Raw genomic sequence first — 25,022 nt, forward strand, 5'->3', positions numbered from 1 at the left:
AAAAATATAGACAAATAAGGTAGGGTAAATTTATAATTTAATTTTGATATTAGTAGGGTTTTTAATTTAAGCCCTACTAATAAAAGTTAGTTTTTATAAGTCTAGTCAGCTAGTGAAAAAACCCTTTTTTTAGGTTTAACATCTTTTTTAGGTTCACTTATTGAAAAGTTTACAAAAATAGGGTTATTTTCAATGAAAATTTGAATTATTGCATTTAGTGGAATTGTTACAACTGAGGCAAAATCATTCTCACCAAAACCAGCTTCAAACTCAAATTTTTCATTTTCTTCATCTAAAGATGAGCTTTCTAGCGTATACCCACCTAGTTCAAAAACAATAGCAGGCATTTTGAACTTATCTCTTATCTCTTTTGGTAGGGGTGGATTAAAGGATACAAATTCCAAATTTGCCATAATAGAAAAATTAATATCTTTTTCTAGTAAAAAATCTAAACAATCAAAAGCATGAGCTTTCATAATATCCACAAATTCTTCATCTTTTAGTATATCTTCTATCATTTTAAACCCTTAAATTTCTCTACAAGTTTTTCAATCTCTTTAAGTCCTATTTGCCAAAATTCTTTTGTATTTATATCAAGATTAAAGGCAAAAACCATATCTCTAGGCGCCATACTTCCTCCAAGTGCTAAAAAGTTTGTGTAAATTTCAACAAAGTTTTCACACTTTCCACTTTTATATAACCCAAAAAGAGCTAAAACTAAAAGCTGTGCATAAGCATAACTATAACAATAAAATGGTGAATGTATAAAATGAGGTATATAGCTCCACCAATGTCTATAATAATCATTTAAAATGAGGCTATCACCAAACATTTTTCTTGACTCTTCCATCCAAATTTCATCTATCTCATCAACACTAAGTTCATCTTTGCTTGCATGAACTTTTCTCTCAAAAGTTGTAAAATTTATCTGTCTATATAAAGTCGCAAAGATATCTTCTAATTTGCTTGCAATTAAAGCAAGCTTATCTTTATCATCGCTTTTATCTAAAACATAGTCAAAAACTAGCATTTCACAAAAAACTGAAGCGGTTTCTGCTGTAGTTAATGGAGTTGATGAGTTAAAATATCCAACTTCATAGGCAAGATATTGATGGATTGCATGTCCTAACTCGTGTGCTAAAGTAAAAAGATCTCTTTTTTTATTTGTGTAATTTAACAAAACAAAAGGGTGAGTATCGCTAGTTGCACTATGAGAAAAAGCACCACTTGTTTTATTTTTAGTAGGATATGCATCTATCCAATTTTCATCAAACGCCTTTTTAGCAATTTCCCCAAATTTAGGGTTAAATTCATTAAAGGCTTTTAAAACTATATCTTTTGACTCTTCAAAGCTAAACTCACTATCTTCTCCAATAGGAGCATATCTATCATAATCGTATAATTTTTCATAGCCTAAAATTTCTCTTTTTTTATCATAAAAAGAGCTAACTAGATTAAAGCTTTGCTCACTTGCTTCAATTAAAGCATCAACACTACTTCTATCAATTTGGTTGTTTAGATGCATTATATCTTCGCCAAATTCATAATTTCTAAGCTCGCATTTAATCTTTAAATCGGTTTTAATCATATTATAAATATAGCTTAAAAGGTGTGAGTTTTCTTTTAAAGTTTTGCTTAAACTAAGTGCGGCTTTTTTTCTTATATCTCTATCTTTATCATGTAATTTACTTAAAATTTCCTCTTCACTAAACTTGCGATCATCAAATTTAAATCTTAAATTCGCCATTGTTTCATCAAAAAGTCTTGAAAAAGCACTTGAGCCAACTATAGATGTTTTAAGTAAAATTCTCTCTTCTTTGAGATCTAATTGGTGAGCTTTTTCTTTTGATAATAAAGACAGATAGTATGAATATTTTTTAATATTTTTTATAAATTCATCTCTTTTTTTATCTTCAATTTGGTTAAATTCCAAATCAAAAAATAGTAAATTTTCATAAATTTCATTGCACTCTTCTTCATTTTTTGCTAGTTGTCCACCATTTGATGTATCTTTTGCAAACAAAAGATAGCTATATGTCATAATTTTAGCAATTTTTTCAGATATCTCTTCTATCTCTTTTAGAGCTTTTTCAAACTGACTACTACTTAAATTTGAGAGTTTATCTTTATATTTTTTATTAAAAATTTGTGCTTGTGTTTTTGTATCTGTTTTGTAATTTATAAAATCTTCATTAGTTTTAAAAAACTCATTTAAATTCCATAGCATTGAATTTCCTTATTTGTATTATTTATGTAATTGTAGTATAAAATTTTTAAAAGAACCCCATAATTCAAAATATGGGGTAAAGATAAATTATAAAGAGTCTATCTCTCTTGATTCAGAAGCAATCGCTGTAAATAAAACGTCAGTTGAGCTGTTAATGCCTGTTTCAACAGAGTCTTGGATAACACCGATTATAAAGCCAATTGCAACAACTTGCATAGCAATATCATTTGATATGTTAAATAAAGAAGATGCTAAAGGTATAAGCATTAAAGATCCACCAGCAACACCACTAGCGCCACAAGCACTAACAGCGGCAACTAGACTTAAAAGCAAGGCAGTTCCAAATGTTGGAGTAATTCCTAAAGTGTGAGCAGCAGCTAATGTTAAGATTGAAATTACAACAGCAGCACCACCCATGTTTATAGTAGCACCAAGTGGGATTGAGATAGGATAAAGCTCTTCATCTAGCTTTAGTTTTCTGCAAAGATTTAAGTTAACCGGTATATTAGCAGCAGAACTTCTTGTAAAAAATGCAGTTAAGCCACTTTCTTTAAGGCAAGTAAACACAAGTGGATATGGGTTTTTCTTTAAAAATATAAAAGCAATTATTGGGTTTACAATAAGTGCTAGAAAAACCATAGCGCCAACTAAAACAAGTAGTAACCTTCCATAGCCCATAAGTGCTTGACCACCAGTTGAGTATACACTTGTAGCAACTAAGCCCATGATACCAAAAGGAGCTAGTTGAATTATAAATCTTACTATCATTGTGATAGCATCAGCAAGATCAACAAATAGATTTTTTGTCTCATTTGTGCAAAATCTAAGAGCTATACCAAAACCTGTACCCCAAGCAAGTATACCTATGTAGTTTGCATTTGCTAGGGCTGAGATAGGATTATCAACTATGTTAAATAGTAAATTTTCTAAAACTTCAACCACTGTTTTAGGAGCTGCTCTTGTTACTTCATTGCTAACATCTAAAACTAGAATTGTTGGAAACATAAAGCTTGCAATAACGCCAACTACGGCAGCTAAAAAAGTTCCGATTAGATACAGCATTATAACTTTTCTTATCCCTTTTGCATTATTGAAATTATTTGTTAATATAGATGAGGCTATTAAAATAAAAACCAAAATTGGTGCAGCTGCTTTTAGGGCACCTACAAAAAGTTTTCCCAATGTGCCAAAAAGACCAACTAAAGATAGCATATATCCTTTTTGTGCTAAAAAGCCAACTGTGGCACCTACTATAACCCCGATAACAATTCTCAAAACTAGGTTTTTATCAGTGTAGTTTTGAACTAGAGTAGAAAACTTACTCATTAGACATCCTTTTTAGTATAAGTTTAAGAGGTAATGTATCTAAAATAAAATAAAAAGTAGTTAAAAAAATAATTTTAATACGGTTATTAATTATATTTTAAAATATAAAGGATAAAATTAAAAGATATTTTAAACAAGGAGATTTATGTATTTATTTACATCAGAGGTTGTAAGTCCTGGACATCCTGATAAATGTGCAGATATTATCTCAGATAGTATCGTGGACGCTGTTTTAAAAGCTGATAAGAATGCTAGAATTGCTAGTGAGGTATTTGTTGCTGGCAAACATGTAGTTATTGGTGGAGAGATTAAAACAGATGCAGAGTTTAGTTTTGAAGATTATGAAAAGATTGTAAAAAATGCATTAAAACATATAGGATATACGGGTAATCCAAATTTTACCAAAGAACAATGCTTGCATCCTGATGATGTTGAAGTTCATGTTCTTTTAAATAAACAAAGTGCAGATATTGGTGTTGGAGTTGATCAAGAAAGCGGTGACATAGGGGCTGGTGATCAAGGTATAATGTTTGGTTTTGCAAGCGAGGAGACTAAAGATTTTATGCCAGCAGCAATTACCTATGCAAGAATGCTTTGCGATAAAGTGTATAAATATGCAAAAGCACATCCTGAGCAATTAGGAGTTGATATAAAAACTCAAGTTACGCTTGATTATGAAACTAAGGCTAATTTTGAAAATTGTGAGCCACAAAAAATTCATACAATTGTAGTTTCAGCTCCATGCGTTGAAACAATGAGCATTGAAGAGGTTAGAGCTTTAATACAAACTTTAATTGACGATACAAAGCTTCCTAAAAAACTATACGATAAAGCAAATACTAAAATTTTAATCAACCCAACAGGAAGATATGTAAATCATAGCTCGCTTCATGATAGCGGTCTAACAGGAAGAAAGCTTATAGTTGATAGTTTTGGTGGCTACTCTCCAATAGGAGGAGGTGCTCAATCAAGCAAGGACTATACTAAGGTTGATAGAAGTGGTCTTTATGCAGCAAGATATATAGCTAAAAATATAGTAGCAGCAGGTCTTGCTAAAAAATGTATAGTTCAACTAAGTTATGCAATAGGAGTTGCAAAGCCAACTTCAATCTCAGTAGATACAATGGGAACATATACTAAAAGGATTGATGATGATATGCTTTCAAAATTTGTTCAAGAAAACTTCCCTTTAACTCCAAGATGGATAACTGATAAATTTAAATTAGATGAGCCATCAAATGATACATTTTTATATGCAAAAGTTGCAGCAAAAGGACAAGTTGGTAATCCAAAATATCCATGGGAAAAACTAGATAGCATAGATCTTTTTAAATCTCTATTGAAATAGAAATTAAATTTTAATAAACCCCAAAAATTCTTTTATCCAAAGTCTTTTTGGGGTTATAACTTCGCTTTTACTTCCATTTGCACTATGATATATGGTTGTTCCATGTTTTGTAGAGTAGTATTTAATTAGCATTCTTTGTAAGTTTGGCTCGGTTGATGGAGTAAACCACCCATTGTTTGAGATGGCTACTATAAATTTAGGAGAGCCTTCATATGTCTTAGCTCTAGTTGCTTCATAACAAATTGCATTTCTAATTAAAATTGTATCTACTTCATATTCACTATATGATTTTGCCTTTTTAAAATCCATAGCACCATCAAAAAATATATCATTTATGATATTTGTTAAAAATTTTGGTAAAGGAATTTCTTCACCAAAAGGGACAAGTTCAAATTTATCAAATCTACTAATAGCCCCATCTTTAAAAAGATAACTTGAGTTGTATTGAAAGTCCTTTTCATAAGTTAGTGCTCCGGTTAAAATGGTGATTTTATTCGATTTTTCTTTTAAAACATCAATAAGTTCATCTTCTAAATTTAAATATACTACAAAGGCATTTTCAGGTAAGATTACAAATTTATAACCATTTTTTATTGAATCATCTATCATTTTTAAAGCCTCATTAATATGTAAATCTTTATATGCAGGATCCCATTTTATAAATTGTGAAATTTGAGTATTTGTTATATCTGTTTTAAAAGGAAGAAAATTTGGCTCTTTTTCTTCTATTTGAAGTGCAAATAATAAAAATATACTTGCTAGATATTTGTATTTTTTAAGGTAGTAAAAAAAGAGTATAAAGCAAAAGACAGATCCAAGACCTCTTAAACTTGGCTCAAATATTCCAGAAAGTAAGGTAAGTTCTAAATTTAACCAGTTAAAATTAAATGGGTAAAAATAGCTTATTGAAAGTAGTAAAATAGCTCTTATGAGTTTATTTTTAAAAGCCCCGCAAATTAAAAAAATCAGACCATAAACAATTCCAAATATTAAAATTTCTAAAGGTATTAAAAACGATAAATTATAATAAATTAAAGAAAAACTTACCCAATAAAACCATAAAATACCTACAAAAAAACCGGTATAGAAAAATTTTATTTTATTAAATTCAAAAAGCTTATAAAAGCCGTAAATAGCAAGAAAAGGGGAGATAAAATTTAAAAAAATATTATCAAATAGTGTTAAAAAGATTGTATTTGACAATAAAAGAGCTATAAAAAAGCCATTTATAATATCATTTATGGTAAAATACTTCCTTATTAAAATTTCTAAAAAGGATTTACATGGAACAAGGTGGAAGCGTATTGGGAGCATTGTTACCTCTTATTGTATTTTTTGCTATATTTTATTTTTTGGTTATGAGACCACAACAAAAACAAGCTAAAGCACACAAAGCTATGATAGACGGTCTTTCAAAAGGCGATAAAATCATATCAAATGGTGGATTAAAGTGCACAGTTGTGAAAACAAATGACAATTTTATCACAGTTAAGCTTAATGATGATGTAATTGTAGAGCTTGATAGGCAATATGTTGCAAAAAAAGTAGAAGATAAGGTCGTAGAAGCAAAAGATGAAAAAAAGTAAAATAACATATAGGCTTGTTGTATTTATCTTAACATTTGTATTTGCTCTAGCTTTTTCGATGCCATCTTTTTTGCAAACAGAAGGCGGTAAAAAAATTAGCCTAGGGCTTGATTTACAAGGTGGGCTACATCTTCTTTTGGGTGTTGAAACAGATAAAGCGATAGAATCTAAAATAAAATCAATTGCATCTAGTATTAGTTATTCAGCTAATAAAGATGATTTATTATTAGAAAAATTTGAGATTAAACCGGAATTTTTTAAGTTTACAATATTAGATCCAGATGAGATGAATAAATTTGATTCAATACTTAAAAAGATTGAAGGTTTGAAAATTGATAAAGTAGAACTTACTTATCAAGTTTCTTTAACTGATGCAGAAAAAGTAGCAACTATAGAGCATGCAATAGAGCAAGCTGTAAAAACTATAAGAAACAGGCTTGATCAATTTGGATTAAGTGAGCCAAGTGTTACTAGGCAAGGTGAGGGCGATATCTTGGTTGAAATTCCAGGTGTTAAAACAGGAGATGATGAAAAAAGAGCACTTGATTTAATTAGCAAATCAGCACATCTGCAACTAATGGCACTAGATGATAAAAGACAAGATCAGGCAAATACTTTAAGTAATGAGGTTGCAGCTGCTTATGGAGATATCATCTTAAAAGATGCAAAAAATGAGAACATTAAATATGTTGTAAAGCAAATTCCTGTTCTGGATGGAGAAATGCTAGTTGATGCAAAAGTTGCTTTTGATCAAAATACAAACCAACCAATCATAAATTTCACTCTAAACTCACAAGGCGCTGCTATTTTTGGAGATTTTACAGGTGAAAATGTAGGAAAAAGACTTGCAATTGTTTTAGATAATAAAGTATATTCAGCACCAAGGATAAATGAGAGAATTGGTGGCGGTAGTGGTCAAATAAGTGGTGGTTTTACACTTGAAGAGGCAGCTGATGTTGCTATTGCCTTAAGGAGTGGGGCTTTACTTGCGCCTGTAAAACTGCTTGAGAAAAGAAGTATTGGACCAAGTTTGGGTAAAGAAAGTATTGAAAAAAGTACTATAGCTTTGGTTGGAGCTTTTGTATTAATCTTCTTATTTATGGTTTTTTATTATGGTATTGCAGGGATAATAGCAGATGTGGCACTAGTTGTAAATATACTGTTTTTGGTATCCATTATGTCGCTTTTTGGTGCAACCTTAACATTACCAGGTATGGCAGGTATTGTCCTTACTGTTGGTATGGCAGTTGATGCTAACGTTATTATAAATGAAAGAATTAGAGAGATTTTAAGAACTGGAGGTAGTATTAGAAGTGCTATTGAGAAGGGTTATGCAAACGCTATGAGTGCTATTATAGATGCTAACCTAACTACTCTTATAACTTCAGCTGCTTTGTATGCATATGGAACAGGTCCTATAAAAGGTTTTGCTGTAACTATGAGTATAGGTATAGTAGCATCAATGATAACAGCTATTTTAGGAACCCATGGTATATTTGATCTATTTATTGATAAAATGGAAAAGAGTAAAAATACTAAATTATGGTTTGGATATAAAGTAAGAAAGGCAAAAAATGCAAATATTTGATAAAGAAAAAAAATATAATTTTATGGGCGTTCGCCATATCTTTCTTGCCATATCTTTGTTTTTAGTATTGGGATCTATTGTTTCAATTTTTACAAAAGGTATTAATTACGGTATTGATTTTGCTGGTGGAACATTAGTACAAATAAAATATGATAAAGCCGCACCAATTAGTCAGATTAGAGAAACTCTTGATAGTTTAGAGGCTTTTAAAAGTGTTAGTGTTACTGAGTTTGGAAGCAAAGAAGAAGTTACTGTTAGATATTCAGGCTCAAACGACTCTTTAGGAGCTGATCCTGGTAAAAATATCGCAGAAATTTTAAAAGATACAGGTAACTTTGAAATAAGAATGGTAAGTATAGTTGGACCTAAAGTTGGAGGAGAGTTAAGAAAAAAAGGAATTATGGCACTTAGTGTATCGCTAATTCTTATTTTAATCTACATAGCTTTTAGGTTTGAATGGCGTTTTTCATTAGCTGCTATTGTTGCTGAAATTCACGATGTTATAATAGCTATAGGTGTAATATCATTTTTCCAAATTGATGTAAATTTAGATACCTTGGCTGCCATTTTAACCATAATAGGTTACTCTTTGAATGATACTATTATAGTATTTGATAGGATTAGAGAAAATATTCAAGATACAAAAGAGGGAGATCTTGCTACACTTATTAACTCATCTTTATCTCAAACACTATCAAGAACAATACTAACATCATTTACAACTCTTATTGCCGTTGTTATACTATTTGTATTTGGTGGAGATATGATACATGATTTTTCATTTATAATGTTAATTGGTGTTATAGTTGGTACTCTTAGCTCTATATTTATAGGTTCACAAGGTTTATTATGGCTTAAGTTTAGCATTAAAGACTATAGAGAGATGTTGGCTGCTAAGAAAAAAAGAGAAAAAGAAAAAGAAAGAATGCGCGCTATGTATGAAAAAGGCGTGGTATAAAGGATTATAAATGAATTGGGGAAGAGTTGTTCATGTATTTTTTGCTCTTATGAGTTTAACTACAATTGCTGGGTATTTATACATGCATAGTGGAGTGTCACTTTTTATAGCTGCAAGTGTAAATTTAATATCTACTTTGTTAAAAATTGGTGTAAAAAATATTCTTTCAGCAGAGCTTTTTGCAACTTCATTGGTAGCTGATTTGCATTTAATACCTGCTTTTATAATTTATATCGTATCACAAGATATGATTTTAATATACTCACTTGTAATAAGTGCAGGAGTTGCAAATATTTTTTCCATGATTTTAACAATTGTTGAAGCAGCAAAAGAAAGAGATGAGTACTAGGAGATTAAATGAGTTATAATGCTAAAGAGATAGAGCAAAAATGGCAAAAAATATGGTTAGAAAATGGCGAGTTTGAACCAAAGGACAATTATAGTCTAGAAAAAAAATACATTTTAAGTATGTTTCCATATCCTAGTGGCAGGATTCATATGGGTCATGTTAGAAACTACTCTATTGGAGATGCTTTGGCTAGGTATTATAGAAAAAATGATTTTAATGTGCTTCATCCAATAGGTTATGATAGCTTTGGAATGCCTGCTGAAAATGCTGCCATAAAACATAATGTTCATCCAAGAGCTTGGACATATGAAAACATTGATTATATGACTAAAGAGCTTGATAGATTAGGATTTTCATTTTCCAAAAAAAGAATGCTTGCAACTTCGGATCCTCTTTATACAAAATGGGAACAAGAATTTTTTATAAAGCTTTATGAAAAAGGTTTAATTTATAGAAAAAATGCAATTGTAAATTGGTGCGAAAATGATCAAACTGTTTTAGCAAATGAGCAAGTTGAGGATGGTAAGTGCTGGAGATGTGGAAATGAAGTTATCCAAAAAGATATGCCAGGATACTATCTTAAGATAACAAAATATGCTGAAGAACTTTTGCAAGATTTGAAAACACTTGAGGGAAAATGGCCAAGTCAAGTTATAACTATGCAAGAAAATTGGATAGGGAAAAGTTTTGGACTTGAGTTCAAATTTAAATTTGATAATGAAACAAGAGATAAACTTGATGGCATAGGTGGTTTTAGTGTATTTACAACAAGAGCTGATACTATTTATGGTGTGACATATACAGCTTTAGCGCCTGAACATAGTGTGATAAAAAAACTTTTAGAAAAAAACTTGCTTGATGAATCTGTGGCTGCAAAGATCAAAAATATATTAAAACAAAGCCCTAGAGAGCGTCAAAGTAAAGATAAAGATGGTGTGTTTTTAGGTATATATGTCATTCATCCTTTAACTGGTGAAAAGATTCCTGTTTGGATGGCAAATTTTGTCCTTATAGAATATGGTGGAGGTGCTGTTATGTCTGTTCCTGCACATGATGAAAGAGATTATGAATTTGCTAAAAAATTTGGACTAGATATTAAACAAGTAGTAAAACCAGATGATGATAAGTCTATTTGCGATGAGGCTTTTGTAGATGATGGTGTGTTGATTGAATCAGCTGAGTTTAGCGGTATGGATTCAAAAAGTGCAAGAAAAGCTATAATAGAAAAATTTGAACAAGATGGAATAGGCAAAAAAGTAATTAACTATAAACTTCGTGATTGGGGTGTTAGTCGTCAAAGATATTGGGGAGCTCCTATTCCTATAATTCACTGTCCTGATTGTGGTTTAGTTTTTGAAAAGTTAGAAAATTTACCAGTTACCCTGCCTGATGATGTTGCTATAACAGGAGAGGGAAGCCCTTTAGATAGACATCCAAGTTGGAAATTTACGACATGTCCAAAATGTGGAAAACAGGCTAAAAGAGAGACAGATACACTAGATACATTCTTTGAGTCGAGTTGGTATTTTGCAAGATTTGCAAGTGATGATAAAACTTGGAAGGATGTAGCTTTTGATAAAAAGAGTGTTGATTACTGGATGGGTGTCGATCAATACATTGGTGGAATTGAACACGCAATCTTACATCTTTTGTATGCAAGATTTTTTCAAAAAGCACTAAGAGATTTAGGGTATTTAAGAGATGATGAGCCATTTTCTAATCTTTTAACACAAGGAATGGTTTTAAAAGATGGTGCAAAGATGAGTAAGTCAAAGGGTAATGTTGTTGATCCTGATGAGCTTATTGAAAAATATGGAGCCGATACAGCAAGACTTTTTATACTTTTTGCCGCTCCGCCACAAAAAGAACTTGAGTGGAATGATAGTGCTGTTGAAGGTGCTTATAAGTTTTTAAATAGACTTTATGACAGATCAAGCAATGTAATAAAAACAGATAAAATTCCAAAAATTAATCATTCAAATTTAAATAAAGATGAAAAATATGCAAGAATGAAAGTATATGAAGCACTCAAAAAATCAAATGAAGTTTATACTAGTAGTTTTGCATTTAATACCCTAATTGCTGCTTGTATGGAGGCTTTAAATGCCTTAAATGCGCAAGAAAATAAAGAGGTATTAACAGAGGGGTATTTTATAATATTAAATTTATTAGAACCAATTGTTCCACACATTGCACATGAACTTAGTCAAAGCATATTTAATAAGGCAAACTTTGGCAAGATTGATCTATTAGATGAAGTTTTTGAGCAAGATACAATAAGCTTAGCGGTAACTGTAAATGGGAAAAGAAGAGCACAGATTGAAGTTAGTTCTGACACAAGTGAAGAAGATATTATAAATACAGCAAAAGATAGTGTTAAGAAGTGGCTAGAAGAAAAAGAGATTATTAAGCAAATTTATGTAAAAGAAAAGCTTGTAAATTTTGTTATAAAGTAGGAAAAATGAGACGATTTATATATGTTTTTTTATTAGTTTTTTTAGTGGGGTGTGGGTATAAACCAGTTTCTAAAATAAGTGATAATATCTTAGCTGATAGTGTTTTTGTTGATGTTAGCATGAGTAAAACCGATCCACAAAACACCGTTGCTATAAAAGATGCTGTTAGAAGTGGTATTGTAAGTAGACTCCATAAAAGATTAGCACCAAGAGATATAGCTCAAACATATATAATCGCCTCTATTCAATCACTGAGCTTTTCAGTATTAGCTTACGATCAATATGGTTATGCAACATCTTATAGAGCAAATTTAGCTCTAAATTTTAAAACAAAATTAAAAGATGGATCTGTTGTAAACATAAAAGGTGTGGGAGATCATGATTTTCGTGTAACAAGGGTTGCAAAAACCAAAAGAGATACAAGTTCTGTTATAAGTGATAAAGAGAGATATGATGCTATACAAAATGCCTCATCACAGGCATTTAATGAGTTTATTGCAACTTTAGCCATAAGAAGTTTTAAAGAACAAAAAGAAGTTAATGCAACTAAATAAATATTTACAAAACAAACCTATTTTTTACAAAAAAATAGATTATACAAGAATGCCAAGAGCCTATAAAAGCATTAAAGATAAGCTTCCAAAAAAAGAGATAATTCATATAGTTGGCACAAATGGAAAGGGTAGTACAGGGCGTTTTTTAACACTCCATTTAGAAGCACTAGGATATAAAGTAGGGCACTTTACAAGCCCTCATATTTTTAAATTTAATGAGAGATTTTATCTAAATGGTAAAGATGCAAGCGATGAAGAGCTTGAGTTAGCACATGAGTATCTTTTTAGCATATTAAATGATGAGTTCAGAGAGACACTTAGTTATTTTGAATATGCAACTTTTTTAGCGATTATTTTATTTAAAAATTGTGATTATATTATTTTAGAAGCTGGCATGGGTGCTGAGTATGATTCTACAAATTTATTCCCTAAAAAACTTAGCGTTTTTACTCCAATAGGTCTTGATCATACTGAAATTTTAGGTGATACGATAGAGAAGATAAGTAAAACAAAACTAATTAGCATGGCTAAAAATAGTGTTGTAAATAGTGATATGAACGAAGTTTCTAAAAATATAGCTAGAGATATTGCAATAAAAAATAGCGTTAATTTAAAGTTTTCAAATGAAGTTTTAGATGAATTTGATAAAAAAGAGATAAATAATTATGTTAAGAAATTTGATCTTCCTAAGTTTCAAATTTCAAATTTATCTCTAGCAACGGCTGCTTTAAAAATGTTAAATTTACAGCCAAATTATAAAAACCTAAAAAAACTTAATTTAAAAGGGCGACTTGAAAAGATACTTCCAAATTTAACAATTGATGTTGGGCATAATGATCTTGCAGCAACTAATATACTAAACGAGTTTAGCGGGAAAAAGATTGTTTTAATCTATAACTCTTTTTTAGATAAGGATTATAAAAAAATATTAAGAGATCTAATGCCTATTATAAAAAGAGTTGAAATTTATGAATATGAAAGCAAGGATAGGAAACTAGCTACAAAAGAAATCATAGATGAGTTAAAGCTTTTAGGGATAAAATGTAGTAAATTTACTAAGATTGAAAATAGTGAAAATTATCTTCTTTTTGGCTCTTTTATGCTTGTAGAAAATTTCTTAAAAAATGAGGTGGAAAATTAAAACCTACATTACTATTTTAGATAAAAACGGCAACAAAAAGTATGAATTTTCTCCAAATTTTATGGGTAATTTAAAGCTTTTTATAGGGGTTTTAGTTGCTATTTTTATCATTATTTTTTTGCTTCTAATATTTTTAGTTTATAAAAACTCAAATATGAAAAAAAATATATCATTTTTATATACTAAAAATATAGAGCTATTTAAAGCCAATAACGAATTAACCAAAGACAAAGCAGACCTTAATAGACAGTTGAATGGAAATGATGATGTTTTTAGTGAGTTAAGGCTGGCGTTAGAACTTGATAGTGTTGTTAACTCATTAAATGAGAGTGGCGATGGAAGAAAAATTGGAATGGATAAAAAACTTGAGGGTAAGTTTGTAAAATCCATACCAAATGGAGTTCCATTAAATTTCAAAGGCATTACAGATAATTATGGCATTAGAATTCATCCAATAAGTAAAGTAGAGAAATTTCATCAAGGAATTGATTTAAGAGCAAGTGTGGGAACACCTCTATATGCAACAGCCAACGGTGTTGTAGAATATAGCGGTATGACCTCTTCTGGTTATGGCTATCTAGTTATAATCTCACATAATTTTGGCTTTGAAACTAGATATGCGCATATGCAAAATAAACAGGTTGTAAGAGCAGGTGAGTTTATAAAAAAAGGTGATTTGATAGGCTATAGTGGAAACACAGGCTATAGCACAGGCCCACATCTCCACTACGAAGTAAGATTTTTAAGCAGAACACTTGATCCTATAAATTTTATGAAATTTAATAATATATTTTATGATGAACGAAAAGTTCCATGGCAGGCACTAGTAAAAGCAATAGATGATTTTTAAAGGTTATTATGCAAGCAAAAGTTTATGAGTATTTTTTAAAAAACAAAAAAGATATATTAATATGTGAAAATGATAAAGAGGCATTAACTTGTCAAGATGCTTTAAAATTTTTAGGATTTGAAACATATGTTTTGCCTGATTTTAGAGCTGAATACGGCGATGATTTGCGATCATACTATGAAGAGCTAATTGGCATAAGTAAAGAGTTAAGCGGATATTATAAGAGTAAAAATAAAAATAAAATCATAATCTCACCAATAAAAACTATACTAAAAAAACTACCAGCTAAAAAACACCTGCAAATAAAATCCATTAATTTTGGTGATAAGATAAATTTAAATGAGCTAAAAGATGAGATAATTCGTTTTGGATATGAGGTTGTTGATATAGTTGAGATGAGCGGTGAGGTTAGTTTTAGAGGTGAGATAATTGATATTTTTCCTGTTGGAGAAAATGAACCTTATAGGATACTTTTAGATGAAGATTTAGTTGAAAGTATTAGAGTTTTTGATGAAACTACACAGATAAGTGAAAAAAAAGAGTACGAAAGTGTTGAAATTTCGCCATTTATAGCAAGTTTAAGCGAAGATGAGTATGAAAAAACAACAAAAGAGATAGAGAGTTTGGATACTAATTCGCTAATTAGTGATTTAAACTCACTTGGGTTTTGGGCGATTGATGATTTTATAGATTATTTAGATAGTTTTAGCCATATAAGTGTTAAAAAATTTGATGAAGATGAATTTAGCTATGTAAAGAATATAATTAAAAAATTTGAAATAATTCCACAGCCTATAAATTTTAAAGACTTTGATACTACTTTTTCAAATGAACTTCTTAGTTTTCACAAAGAAAAAAAGATTAAAATTTTAGCAAAAAATAGTGCTATTTTTGAAAGTTTAGAGTTAACCCCAAAAGATAATTTAGAGCTTATCATAAGTGATTTGGTTATAAATTTAATCTCAAAAGATGAGTTAGTAATCTCTTTAAATAAATTTAAAAAGAAAAAAAGAGTTAAAAAAACTAGCATTATAATTGATGAACTTAAGGTTGGCGATTTTGTAGTTCATGAAGAGTATGGTGTTGGTAAATTTATGGGCTTAGAGCTTGCAACTGTTATGGGTTCACAGCGTGAGTTTGTAAGTATAATCTACCAAAACAACGATAAACTGCTTTTGCCTGTTGAAAATCTAAATATGATAGATAGATATATTGCAAGTGGTGTTGCAATTTTGGATAGGCTAGGCAAGGGTAGCTTTGCAAAAATCAAAGAAAAAGTAAGAGCCAAACTTTTTGCCATAGCTTCAAAGATTATTGAAATTGCTGCAAAAAGAGAGTTGGTTGAAGGTAAGATAATAAAATCAGACTTTGTAGAATACTCTAAATTTTTACAAGAAGCAGGGTTTGAATATACAAAAGATCAGCAAACTTGTGTTGATGCTATTTTAAAAGATTTAAAAAGTGGTAAAGTAATGGATAGACTTGTAAGTGGTGATGTTGGTTTTGGAAAGACTGAGATTGCTATGAATGCCATTTTTGCAACTGTAAAAAGCGGTTATCAAGCACTATTTTTTGTTCCAACAACACTTCTTTCATCACAACATTATCAAAGTTTAGTTAAGAGATTTGAAGATTTTAATATACCTGTTTTTAGACTTGATAGATTTACCACAACTGCTGGAAAAAATGCTTTAAAAAAAGCTCTTTTTGACAAAGTACCTTTAGTTTGCGTTGGAACACATTCTCTTTTAAATTTACAAGCTAATAATATCGGTCTTATAGTGATAGATGAAGAGCATAAATTTGGGGTTAAGCAAAAAGAAAAATTAAAAGCAATCTCAGCAAATTCACATCTTCTAAGCATAAGCGCTACACCAATTCCTAGAAGTTTAAATATGGCACTTAGCTCAATTAAAAGTTATAGCACACTTGCAACCCCACCAAGTGACAGATTAGATGTTAGAACTTTGGTTAAAGAGTGGGATGAAAAAGTTATAAAAGAGGCCATTTCTAGGGAATTAAGAAGAGGCGGGCAGGTATTTTATGTCCATAATAGAATTTCAACCATAGATGAGGTTAAAAAATCTCTACTTAGAATTTTTCCAAATTTAAAAATTTTAATTTTACACTCTCAAATTGATATGAAAACAACAGAGCTTGAAGTTGAAAAGTTTTTAAATAAAGAGTATGACTTAATGCTTTGCACTAGCATTGTCGAGAGTGGAATTCATATGCCAAATGCAAACACGATAATAATAGAAAATGCAAACAACTTTGGAATTGCCGATCTTCATCAGCTTCGCGGAAGGGTTGGAAGAAGTGATAAACAGGGGTATTGTTATTATTTAATTGAAGATAAAAACACATTAACACAAGACTCTTTAAAGAGACTAGTAGCACTTGAAAACAACTCATTTTTGGGTTCTGGCTCTGTGCTTGCTTACCATGATTTAGAAATTCGTGGCGGTGGAAATTTAGTTGGTGAAGCTCAAAGTGGACATATAGAGGCTATTGGATATAGTCTTTATCTAAAAATGCTTGAAGATGAGATAAATGCACTTTTAAACAAAAAGGCAAAAGTTTTAAGTAGTGTTGATATGAAACTTAGTATAAATGCCTTTTTAAATAGCGAATATATTAAAGAAGATAGAATTAGATTAGAGCTTTATAGAAGACTTAGTAAGGCAAATGAGGTTAATGAAATTTATGAAATTAGTGGCGAAATGGAAGATAGGTTTGGAAAACCTGATGTTTATACTAAACAATTTTTAGATATTATGCTTATAAAAATAATGGCAAATAAGCTAAATATAAAATCAATCTCTAATTATGAAATGAATATCTCATATGTAAAATTTGATGATAGCAAGGTTGTTTTAAAATCAAGAAGCAAAGATGATGATGACATAATAGATACGCTTTTATCACATCTTAGAAAGGAGCTTAAAAGTGGATTGGTCTAATATAAAAGCTGCTATTTATAGGGGAAATAGAGGTATTTTAAAACCTGTTAGAGATATTGATTATGTAGATATTGATAGCCTGATTGGAATTAGTAGGCAAAAGGATATGCTTTTAAAGAATACTAAAAATTTCATAGAAAATAAAATGGCAAGTCACACTCTTTTGTGGGGTGAGAGAGGTTGTGGAAAATCATCTTTAATCAAGGCTGTATTTACAAAATTTGTGGGTAATAATCTAAGAATTATTGAAATTTCAAAAGATGATTTGGTAAATTTAGCTGATATAATTGATGAAATAAGGGATGAAAAAGAGTATAGGTTTATCATATTTTGTGATGATTTGAGTTTTGAAGATAGTGATATTAGTTACAAATATTTAAAAGTTGTATTAGAAGGAAGTATTGAAAAAACACCTTCAAATGTCTTAATTTATGCCACTTCAAACAGAAGGCATTTGATAAAAGAGCTTAAAAAAGATAATGAAGATACGACCATTTTAGATGGAGAGATTCATTATGGCGATGCTGTTGAAGAAAAACTATCTTTATCGGATAGGTTTGGGTTGTGGATAAGTTTCTATCAAGGGAGTTATAGTGAGTATTTAAAAATTATAGATAGCTATTTTAATGGGTATGAAGTGGATAGATCTAAGCTTCATGAAGAAGCAAAGAAATTTGCAATGCTAAGAGGTAGCAGAAGTGGAAGAACCGCAAAGCAGTTTTTTATAAACTATAAAAAGGCTTTAAGTGAATAGCACAGAGCTTTTTGAAATAGTATATAATAACTCAAATTTTGATAAAACTAATCCAAAATGGTGGCCTAATTATGGAACTTTTGAGGTTGTAATAGGGGCGATACTTACTCAGAATACAAAATGGGATAATGTAGAACTTGCTTTAAAAAATTTAAAAAATTATGATTTATTAAACTTAGAAAAACTATATGAAATTGATATAGAGACACTTGCAAATTTAATAAAGCCAAGTGGATTTTATAATATAAAAGCTAAACGAATTAAAATTTTAATAAAGGCTATGCAAGATGATTTTAATAGCTTTGAGAGATTTAAAGAGTGTGCGGATAGGGAGTGGTTGTTGTCTCAAAAAGGAATTGGTTTTGAGAGTTGTGATGCTATTTTGTGCTATGCTTGTAGTAAAGAAGAGATGGTAGTTGATAATTATACTTTGAGAATTTTAAACTATCTTAATTATGAGTTTCAAAGCTATGATGAGGCTAAAGAGTGGCTTAGTTATCTTGATATCGATATGCTTTTACAAAAATATGAATTTGATAGTATAAATACCATTTTTTGTGCCTATCACGGGGCGATAGTTGAGTTTTCAAAAGTTCATTTCAAAGGTAAATTGCTTAGCAAAGAGGCTAAAAAACTACTTGAATTAAGTTAATATTAAAATTTAACACCATAATGAGTTCGCATAACTTCACTATGAATAAAAGGAAAATTATCCACCATTCATTTAAATACCATTTAATACAATTTTAAAAAATGCTATTTAACTAAAATTAGATGTATATGTTGATGGTTTTTTATGGTACTTATGCTATTTTAATGGTTGAATTACCACATATATAATAGTCAAATTTAGAGGTGATGGACTATGCATTATAAATTATTGTAATAATTTTATGGTTAAACTTTTAAAAAAAGTTTATATCAAGTATTGCATATAAAAAGCAAATTTATATTATGAAAGTTATGATATGAAATTAGACAAACATATAAAAACCTTATGTTATCAGCATAGTTTTAATTGTATTATTTGAAATTGTATTTAAAGATCATTGAAAGGCTTTTAAAATGCTATGTAAAATTATTTAAATCCTTTGTAAGGTAATATAAAATTTTGATTTTACTAAAAATGGCTACAAATAACGGTAAATAGTATATTTTATAAACTACTAATATAAACAAATATAGCTATATTAAATAGCTAATTTTCAAATAATAATAAAATCAATATATAAAAATAAACTTTATTAATGTTTAAAAGATTAAGATTATTTAGGACTGAGTTTTAATATTAAATTCTAAACATTGCTAGGATTTATATAATCAACCATTTTTACAAGTTTGTTATCTTCAAAGTATATCCTAGGAACTCTTCTTGCAACAGCGCAGATAACTTCATAGTTTATGCTACCCCAGCTATCGGCTATATCAGTAGCTGTTATGGTGTCTTCACCAAAAATCATAACTTCATTTCCTATTTTTACATCAAGGTTTAAAGGAACTTTAACCATACATTGATCCATACATATCCTACCAACTACAGGATATTTTTGACCATTGATAACAACCATGGGATCTGTTCTTTGTCTTAAAAAACCATCAGCATAACCAACGCTTATTGTTAAAATTTTTTCTCTTTCTTTTGCAATATAAGTTAATCCATAGCTAACAGGTGTTCCTTTTTCTATAATTTTTACATTGATAATTTTAGCCATAACACTCATCACAGGGTGAAGTCCTATATCTTTTTGATTTTTTGATGGGTATAAACCATAAGCTGTTATGCCAACCCTTACCATATCAAAATTTGCATTATCGTGATTTATAAAACCTGCTGAGTTAGAGATGTGTTTTATAGGAATATCTATATTTTGTTTTTTTAGATAGTCTAAGATTTTACTGAATTTAGATAATTGTTTATTAAAAAAACTAAAATCATCGTCATCTGAGTTTGAAAAATGAGAAAAAATTCCAATTATCTCTAAATTTTCTAAATTTGAAATAGTTTTAATATCATTTATAGTTTTTTCCAAATTTGAACTAGAAAAACCAATTCTTGACATACCTGTATCAATTTTTATATGAACTTTAAGTTTCTTATTGGCTTCTTTTGCTTTTATGTTCATAATTTTTGCAGTTTCTAAATCATACAATGACATCTCTATATCGTGTTTTATCGCTAATTCTATATTTATACTATGTGAAAGCAGAAGGATGGGCAAATTTATCCCATTTTGTCTTAACTCAACTGCTTCATTAAGCCTTGCGACACTTAAATAATCAGCGCCTAGTTTTTCATAAAATTTAGCAATCTCAACGCTTCCATGTCCATAAGCATTTGCCTTTACGACACCGCAATACTTGGTATTTTTACTAAGTTTTGATTTTAAAATTAAAAAATTTGATTTTAAATTATCTAAATTAATCTTTGCATAAATATTGTCTTTGATTTTATATAAATTTTCCAAACTAAATTACCTTAACTAATATCTTCTTTTTTTATTATTTTAACAGGCGGTGCTTTTTTACTAAACTCAATTAAATCTTCGGTTGATTGAACAGTCCATGGCAAAAATTTTAGTGAAGTTTTAAATACCTCAAAGGCACTAATGGCATCATTTAAAGCTCTGTGATGAGTATTTTCTATCCCAAGCAGCTCTTTTAAATAGCAAAGACCATATTTTTTAGAAGGTATAGTTCTTCTTGCAAGATTTATAGTGCAAAGTCTTCTGTTTAAAAGAGGTCCATACCCTAAGTTTTCCATGCTTTTACTAATGAAACCATAATCAAACTCAACATTATGCGCCACAAAAACACTATCTCCTAGAAAAATCCTAAATTTCTCTAGAACATTTTTCAAACTCGGAGCATTTTTGACATCTTCAACACTTATACCTGTTAGTTCTGTTATGTTTTCTGGAATCTCTTTTGCCTTAATAAATGTCTCAAATTTGCTAATAATCTCTTTGTTTTTAATTTTCAAAGCACCTATTTCTATAATTTGCCCACTATTTATACCACCACTTGTTTCAATATCAACAATGCAAAAAACTTGATCTTCTATATTTGTTTCTCTTGTTTTTAATGTTATTTTACCATTGTCAAGCTTTATTACATTTGCACCAAGTGCTCGCCACATACTAAAATCTTTAGGATCAAAAAGTTCCACAATCTCTTCTATATTACTTGCATTATGGATAAAATCATAGTAATTAATGCTTTTTGCTGCTAATAGATTAAGTAGATTATCAGTTTTTATATTCAAAGTTTATAACTTTAAAGCTTTTATTGATTCTGCATAATCATTTGATGAAAATATATAGTTTCCAGCCACTACTATATCAGCTCCTGCCTCATCTAGTTCGCTTATATTTAAACCATTTACCCCACCATCAACCTCTATCATGCAGGTGGAATTTGTTTTATATATGAGCTCTTTTAGCTCTTTTATTTTTTCTATCACAGAAGGTATAAATTTTTGTCCACCAAATCCAGGGTTAACACTCATCAAAAGAACCATATCAACCTCTTGAATGATGTGTTTTAAGGTGCTAATTGGCGTGTGTGGGTTTAAAACTATAGCAGGACTTACGCCGTTATCTCTAATATGGCTTATAAGTCTTAAAGGGTGTTTTTCTTCTTCTATATGGAAGCTTAGAAATTTAGGCTGTAGTGGTAAAAAAAGATCAACAAAAAATGGAATATTTTCAACCATTAAATGTATATCAAGTGGTTTTGTACTTGCTTGCTTTGCGGCTTTTACAACCAGTGGTCCAATTGTTAAATTTGGAACAAAATGACCATCCATAACATCTACATGAATAAGATCTGCCCCAGCTTCACATACGGCTTTTATCTCATTACTTAAATTTCCAAAATCAGCTGATAAAATACTTGGTGCTACATACATAGTAGTTTCCTTTTTAAAATGATAGTGTTATTCTATCTTTTAAAATCATAAAATTTAATAAAACAGAGTTTTAAATATCGTTTAAGTAAGAATTGAAGTTTTTTTGATATAATACACCTTTAATTTCATCAAATAAGGAAAGATAATGTCAAAAAGATGTGCTATTACAGGCAAAGGCGCAATGTCAGGAAACAATGTAAGCCATGCTAATAACAAAACTAGAAGAAGATTTTTACCAAATTTAAGAACGATTCGTGTAACTTTAGAAGATGGAACAACTAAAAGAATTAAAGTTGCAGCTTCTACATTAAGAACAATGAAGAAAAATTCTAGATAAACCAGTAAAAAGAGGAATAAATCCTTATGGATAAGATAAACAGATTCCTCGACCGGTCAAAAAACTCAAGACCGGATATAAACGCAAATACAGAAATTTATGTTCAATTAAAGCCATTTAGATTACCACTGATTCTAGTTGTCCTATTGATGATGATAGGAACTTTTGGATATATGGCATTTAGTGGTTTTAATCTAATGGATGCCTTTTACCAAGCAGGCATGACTTTTACAACTGTTGGTTTTACTGAGGTTGCTGAAATAACTCCTGCTGGTAGAATTTTTACTGTAGCTTTTATTTTTGCAGGCTTTTGTGCTTTTACCTTTTCTTTGGGTATAGTCATAGAGACCTTTAAAAAAGGTTATCTTATAAATGCAATAAGGGAGAGAAATATGATAAGTAAAATTGCAAGATTAAAGCATCATTTTGTAATATGTCACCACAACATTTATACAATTGAACTTTCAAAACAGTTTAGAGAAAACCACATACCTTTTGTAGTTATAGACAATGATCCAAATTTTAATGAAATAGCTAAAGAGCACAAATATCCTTATTATATACAAGGCGAACCGCATGTTGAGCTATCTTTGTTAAAAGCCCATTTATCAAGCGCTAAAGGGGTTATCGCACTTAGTTCTAGCATAGCCGATAATATAGCAATTGTAGCAACAGTAAGACTATATGAGAAAGAGCTAGAGATTGATACACCATATTTTATAATGACTTCAACTGATAATGAAAGCGATGCTGAAAAACTTAAAAAACTTGGAGCAGATTCTGTAATTCTTCCTTCAAAGCTTGCCGCACAAAAACTTAGCGCTATTAGCGTTAGGCCTGATATGGAAAATATTTTAGATAAATTTTTATATAAAAAAGATACTCTTATTGATATTGAAGAAATTGAGGTTCCTGAGCATTCATGGGTTAGATTTAAAAGGATAAAAGAAACTCACTTAAGAGATATGACAAACGCAAATATCGTTGGGATAGAAAATGAAAATGGAAGCTTTATTGCTATGCCAAATGGAGATGTCGTCATAGGAACAAATTCTAAATTGTTAGTTATAGGAACTGCAAAAGGGATAATGCTTACAAGAAAATTAATTCAAAACAGATATAAACCACAAGAATTTAAATATGTTTAGTTGTGAGCTTAAAGCATAAAAAATTTCTTTTATTAAAATTTTAATTTTATTTATAAATTCTTTTTAAAAATATATAAACACTTAAGTCTTAAAATGCTATTATTATGACAAATTTATACTGAGGAGAGTGACATATGTTACATGAATATAGGGATTTAATTACAGAATTAAAAGGTAAAAATGCTAGATTTGATTCGCTTTTTGAAAAACATCATGAACTTGACCATAAAGTTGCAGATGCGGTTGAGGGCAGAGTTCATCTAAGTGATTTTGAGTTAGATAACTTAAAAAAAGAAAAACTTAAAATAAAAGATAAAATTTATGCTTTTTTGACAGAGTATAAAAACTCAAAAAATAGCTAATTGTTTTTAAGATAAGTTTTATAAAAACTTATCTTCACTTAGAGCATTTAATCTTGAAAGGGCTATATTAAAAAGGTTAATCATCTCTTGATGAGTATTATTTAAATCATCAAATCTTCCTATAGCTCTATCTAGATCTCTTCCTATTAGTTTGTTATATTTAAACCTTTTAGTGACAGTTATATCTTTTATATAAATTTTAAAAATATCTTCACATTTTTCTTTCCATTGTATATAAAATTTATCTATCCTATCATATATTACAGATCCTAAAAGATTTTGATATTTTAAATTTTTATTATAAAGAACTTCACCAAATTTATTCTCTTCTCCAACTATATCTCCAATTTCTTCTTTTCTATTGTTATTAATGGAGTTTCTAATACGGCTCATAATAAAGTTTTGATTGCTAATTGCTTGTTCAAAAATCTTTATAGTATCTTGCTTATTCATTTAAAAATCCTCTGTATTGTTTAAAATAACTTATTATAACATTAATTACATAAAATTCAATAATTTTAAGGAATATTAGAATATAATATTAAAAGAAGGTTAAAAAAACATAAGGAGCTTATAATGAAAAGACCAGAGCCAATTAATAAAGAGATTAAACTAACACCAAATAGGTATATTGTTTCTAAAACAGATCCAAAAGGGATTATAACTTATGCAAATGATTATTTTGTAGAGATTGTTCAGTACACAAGAGATGAATTAATCGGACAACCTCACAATATAATTAGACATCCTGACATGCCAAAAATTGCATTTAAGTTAATGTGGGATACAATTCAACAGGGCAAAAACTTTAAAGCTTTAGTTAAAAACTTAGCAAAAGATGGTAGATTTTACTGGGTTATAACTGACTTTGAAAATTTATATGATCCAACTAGAAATAGAATTGTAAGTTATACCGCTTACAGAATGGCACCTCCAAGAAGCGCTATTAAAACAATGGAGCCTATATATAAAAAACTAGTTGAACTTGAAAAAACTGGTGGAATGGAAGCTAGTGGAAAATTCCTAGAAGAGTTTTTAAAAGAAAACAATACTACATATGATGATTTTATAGAATCTTTAGTAACTCCAAAAGGAAATTTTTTGGCTAGGATTATTGATAAAATAAAATCAATATTTAAAAAGTAATTAAGTTTTACCTTTTTAGGTA

General features: G+C 29.6%; 24 protein-coding genes. 16 read left to right on the top strand and 8 right to left on the bottom strand.

All coding sequences use genetic code 11. The annotated features are described in order from the left end of the window. Nucleotides 1–101 precede the first annotated feature (101 nt). From CBLAS_RS03070 to sstT, 3 genes are all read right to left on the bottom strand, one after another. Entirely contained in the window at nt 102–518 is a 417-nt protein-coding gene (locus CBLAS_RS03070; RefSeq protein WP_106870022.1) for a hypothetical protein, read from the bottom strand. Next, nucleotides 515–2,227 carry a M3 family oligoendopeptidase gene (locus CBLAS_RS03075; RefSeq protein ID WP_106870024.1) on the bottom strand — a complete coding sequence of 571 codons (1,713 nt, stop codon included), beginning with the start codon at nt 2,225–2,227 and terminating at the stop codon, nt 515–517. The genes CBLAS_RS03070 and CBLAS_RS03075 overlap by 4 nt, the downstream gene beginning before the upstream one ends. Nucleotides 2,228–2,314: 87 nt before the next feature. Then, nucleotides 2,315–3,553 carry a serine/threonine transporter SstT gene (sstT, locus tag CBLAS_RS03080; protein ID WP_106870026.1) on the bottom strand — a complete coding sequence of 413 codons (1,239 nt, stop codon included), beginning with the start codon at nt 3,551–3,553 and terminating at the stop codon, nt 2,315–2,317. 145 nt (nt 3,554–3,698) lie between these two features. On the opposite strand from sstT, the gene metK reads away from it, so the two are divergent. After that, complete coding sequence (gene metK / locus CBLAS_RS03085; protein ID WP_106870028.1) at nt 3,699–4,901, top strand: methionine adenosyltransferase; 1,203 nt, start codon at nt 3,699–3,701, stop codon at nt 4,899–4,901. Between the two features lie 3 nt (nt 4,902–4,904). On the opposite strand, the gene CBLAS_RS03090 is transcribed toward metK, so the two are convergent. Beyond that, nucleotides 4,905–6,215, bottom strand: coding sequence for an apolipoprotein N-acyltransferase (locus CBLAS_RS03090; RefSeq protein ID WP_106870030.1), 1,311 nt, complete (start codon nt 6,213–6,215; stop codon nt 4,905–4,907). Between CBLAS_RS03090 and yajC the strand changes: the two genes are divergently transcribed. From yajC to CBLAS_RS03145, 11 genes are read left to right on the top strand one after another with little or no spacing between them, the layout of a single operon-like run. Continuing rightward, nucleotides 6,185–6,487 (top strand): preprotein translocase subunit YajC, encoded by a 303-nt coding sequence (yajC, locus tag CBLAS_RS03095; RefSeq protein WP_106870032.1) that lies wholly within the window; start codon nt 6,185–6,187, stop codon nt 6,485–6,487. The two genes, CBLAS_RS03090 and yajC, sit on opposite strands and share 31 nt — an antisense overlap. After that, nucleotides 6,474–8,075: a protein translocase subunit SecD gene (gene secD / locus CBLAS_RS03100; RefSeq protein ID WP_106870034.1), complete on the top strand. Its 1,602-nt coding sequence runs from the start codon at nt 6,474–6,476 to the stop codon at nt 8,073–8,075. The genes yajC and secD overlap by 14 nt, the downstream gene beginning before the upstream one ends. After that, the gene (gene secF / locus CBLAS_RS03105; protein WP_106870036.1) at nt 8,062–9,033 is read left to right on the top strand and encodes a protein translocase subunit SecF; all 972 of its coding nucleotides are present in this window, start codon (nt 8,062–8,064) and stop codon (nt 9,031–9,033) included. Before secD ends, secF begins: the two co-directional genes overlap by 14 nt. A gap of 10 nt (nt 9,034–9,043) precedes the next feature. Next, a complete protein-coding gene (locus tag CBLAS_RS03110; protein ID WP_106870038.1) occupies nt 9,044–9,382 on the top strand; it encodes a DUF6394 family protein in 339 nt (112 codons plus the stop codon). Between the two features lie 8 nt (nt 9,383–9,390). After that, nucleotides 9,391–11,838 carry a leucine--tRNA ligase gene (leuS, locus tag CBLAS_RS03115; protein ID WP_106870040.1) on the top strand — a complete coding sequence of 816 codons (2,448 nt, stop codon included), beginning with the start codon at nt 9,391–9,393 and terminating at the stop codon, nt 11,836–11,838. Nucleotides 11,839–11,843: 5 nt separating this feature from the next. Beyond that, the gene (gene lptE, locus CBLAS_RS03120) at nt 11,844–12,392 is read left to right on the top strand and encodes an LPS assembly lipoprotein LptE (protein ID WP_106870042.1); all 549 of its coding nucleotides are present in this window, start codon (nt 11,844–11,846) and stop codon (nt 12,390–12,392) included. Beyond that, nucleotides 12,379–13,533: a Mur ligase family protein gene (locus CBLAS_RS03125; protein WP_106870046.1), complete on the top strand. Its 1,155-nt coding sequence runs from the start codon at nt 12,379–12,381 to the stop codon at nt 13,531–13,533. Before lptE ends, CBLAS_RS03125 begins: the two co-directional genes overlap by 14 nt. Next, on the top strand, nt 13,517–14,383 hold the full coding sequence (locus CBLAS_RS03130; RefSeq protein ID WP_241517569.1) for a M23 family metallopeptidase: 867 nt from the start codon (nt 13,517–13,519) through the stop codon (nt 14,381–14,383). The genes CBLAS_RS03125 and CBLAS_RS03130 overlap by 17 nt, the downstream gene beginning before the upstream one ends. An 8-nt stretch (nt 14,384–14,391) precedes the next feature. Next, entirely contained in the window at nt 14,392–17,346 is a 2,955-nt protein-coding gene (gene mfd, locus CBLAS_RS03135) for a transcription-repair coupling factor (protein ID WP_106870048.1), read from the top strand. Then, entirely contained in the window at nt 17,333–18,100 is a 768-nt protein-coding gene (locus tag CBLAS_RS03140) for an ATP-binding protein (protein WP_106870050.1), read from the top strand. Before mfd ends, CBLAS_RS03140 begins: the two co-directional genes overlap by 14 nt. Continuing rightward, nucleotides 18,093–18,752 (top strand): 3-methyladenine DNA glycosylase, encoded by a 660-nt coding sequence (locus tag CBLAS_RS03145; protein ID WP_106870052.1) that lies wholly within the window; start codon nt 18,093–18,095, stop codon nt 18,750–18,752. The genes CBLAS_RS03140 and CBLAS_RS03145 overlap by 8 nt, the downstream gene beginning before the upstream one ends. A gap of 643 nt (nt 18,753–19,395) precedes the next feature. Here the strand turns inward: CBLAS_RS03145 and alr are convergent. Genes alr through rpe form a run of 3 tightly spaced genes read right to left on the bottom strand, consistent with a single transcriptional unit; the run spans nt 19,396 to nt 22,007 of the window. After that, nucleotides 19,396–20,565, bottom strand: a complete 1,170-nt coding sequence (gene alr / locus CBLAS_RS03150) for an alanine racemase (protein WP_172658172.1) — start codon at nt 20,563–20,565, stop codon at nt 19,396–19,398. Between the two features lie 11 nt (nt 20,566–20,576). Further along, complete coding sequence (locus CBLAS_RS03155) at nt 20,577–21,362, bottom strand: 3'-5' exonuclease (RefSeq protein ID WP_106870055.1); 786 nt, start codon at nt 21,360–21,362, stop codon at nt 20,577–20,579. Between the two features lie 3 nt (nt 21,363–21,365). Then, the gene (gene rpe / locus CBLAS_RS03160) at nt 21,366–22,007 is read right to left on the bottom strand and encodes a ribulose-phosphate 3-epimerase (RefSeq protein ID WP_106870057.1); all 642 of its coding nucleotides are present in this window, start codon (nt 22,005–22,007) and stop codon (nt 21,366–21,368) included. A 145-nt stretch (nt 22,008–22,152) separates the two neighbouring features. On the opposite strand from rpe, the gene rpmB reads away from it, so the two are divergent. The 3 genes from rpmB (at nt 22,153) to CBLAS_RS03175 (ending at nt 23,854) form a co-directional block, all read left to right on the top strand. Beyond that, nucleotides 22,153–22,344, top strand: a complete 192-nt coding sequence (gene rpmB, locus CBLAS_RS03165) for a 50S ribosomal protein L28 (protein ID WP_106870059.1) — start codon at nt 22,153–22,155, stop codon at nt 22,342–22,344. A gap of 26 nt (nt 22,345–22,370) precedes the next feature. Continuing rightward, nucleotides 22,371–23,492, top strand: a complete 1,122-nt coding sequence (locus CBLAS_RS03170; protein WP_106870061.1) for a potassium channel family protein — start codon at nt 22,371–22,373, stop codon at nt 23,490–23,492. Between the two features lie 134 nt (nt 23,493–23,626). Next, entirely contained in the window at nt 23,627–23,854 is a 228-nt protein-coding gene (locus CBLAS_RS03175; RefSeq protein ID WP_106870063.1) for an HP1242/YdcH family protein, read from the top strand. An 18-nt stretch (nt 23,855–23,872) separates the two neighbouring features. Here CBLAS_RS03175 and CBLAS_RS03180 read toward each other — a convergent pair whose 3' ends face one another. Beyond that, nucleotides 23,873–24,307, bottom strand: a complete 435-nt coding sequence (locus tag CBLAS_RS03180) for a hypothetical protein (RefSeq protein ID WP_106870066.1) — start codon at nt 24,305–24,307, stop codon at nt 23,873–23,875. Between the two features lie 123 nt (nt 24,308–24,430). Between CBLAS_RS03180 and CBLAS_RS03185 the strand changes: the two genes are divergently transcribed. Then, complete coding sequence (locus CBLAS_RS03185) at nt 24,431–25,000, top strand: PAS domain-containing protein (RefSeq protein ID WP_106870068.1); 570 nt, start codon at nt 24,431–24,433, stop codon at nt 24,998–25,000. Nucleotides 25,001–25,022: the final 22 nt, after the last annotated feature.

Source organism: Campylobacter blaseri (assembly GCF_013201895.1).
In the GTDB taxonomy this organism is placed as follows: domain Bacteria; phylum Campylobacterota; class Campylobacteria; order Campylobacterales; family Campylobacteraceae; genus Campylobacter_B; species Campylobacter_B blaseri.

Bases quoted from the DNA above. Each gene is read 5' to 3' on its own strand.
- CBLAS_RS03090 (WP_106870030.1), bottom strand. From the start codon at position 6,215: ATGCTCCCAATACGCTTCCACCTTGTTCCATGTAAATCCTTTTTAGAA.
- mfd (WP_106870048.1), top strand. From the start codon at position 14,392: ATGCAAGCAAAAGTTTATGAGTATTTTTTAAAAAACAAAAAAGATATA.
- CBLAS_RS03075 (WP_106870024.1), bottom strand. From the start codon at position 2,227: ATGCTATGGAATTTAAATGAGTTTTTTAAAACTAATGAAGATTTTATA.
- sstT (WP_106870026.1), bottom strand. From the start codon at position 3,553: ATGAGTAAGTTTTCTACTCTAGTTCAAAACTACACTGATAAAAACCTA.
- CBLAS_RS03130 (WP_241517569.1), top strand. From the start codon at position 13,517: ATGAGGTGGAAAATTAAAACCTACATTACTATTTTAGATAAAAACGGC.
- rpe (WP_106870057.1), bottom strand. From the start codon at position 22,007: ATGTATGTAGCACCAAGTATTTTATCAGCTGATTTTGGAAATTTAAGT.
- secF (WP_106870036.1), top strand. From the start codon at position 8,062: ATGCAAATATTTGATAAAGAAAAAAAATATAATTTTATGGGCGTTCGC.
- CBLAS_RS03175 (WP_106870063.1), top strand. From the start codon at position 23,627: ATGTTACATGAATATAGGGATTTAATTACAGAATTAAAAGGTAAAAAT.
- CBLAS_RS03070 (WP_106870022.1), bottom strand. From the start codon at position 518: ATGATAGAAGATATACTAAAAGATGAAGAATTTGTGGATATTATGAAA.
- leuS (WP_106870040.1), top strand. From the start codon at position 9,391: ATGAGTTATAATGCTAAAGAGATAGAGCAAAAATGGCAAAAAATATGG.
- yajC (WP_106870032.1), top strand. From the start codon at position 6,185: ATGGAACAAGGTGGAAGCGTATTGGGAGCATTGTTACCTCTTATTGTA.
- CBLAS_RS03110 (WP_106870038.1), top strand. From the start codon at position 9,044: ATGAATTGGGGAAGAGTTGTTCATGTATTTTTTGCTCTTATGAGTTTA.
- secD (WP_106870034.1), top strand. From the start codon at position 6,474: ATGAAAAAAAGTAAAATAACATATAGGCTTGTTGTATTTATCTTAACA.
- metK (WP_106870028.1), top strand. From the start codon at position 3,699: ATGTATTTATTTACATCAGAGGTTGTAAGTCCTGGACATCCTGATAAA.
- CBLAS_RS03180 (WP_106870066.1), bottom strand. From the start codon at position 24,307: ATGAATAAGCAAGATACTATAAAGATTTTTGAACAAGCAATTAGCAAT.
- lptE (WP_106870042.1), top strand. From the start codon at position 11,844: ATGAGACGATTTATATATGTTTTTTTATTAGTTTTTTTAGTGGGGTGT.
- CBLAS_RS03125 (WP_106870046.1), top strand. From the start codon at position 12,379: ATGCAACTAAATAAATATTTACAAAACAAACCTATTTTTTACAAAAAA.
- CBLAS_RS03170 (WP_106870061.1), top strand. From the start codon at position 22,371: ATGGATAAGATAAACAGATTCCTCGACCGGTCAAAAAACTCAAGACCG.
- CBLAS_RS03185 (WP_106870068.1), top strand. From the start codon at position 24,431: ATGAAAAGACCAGAGCCAATTAATAAAGAGATTAAACTAACACCAAAT.
- rpmB (WP_106870059.1), top strand. From the start codon at position 22,153: ATGTCAAAAAGATGTGCTATTACAGGCAAAGGCGCAATGTCAGGAAAC.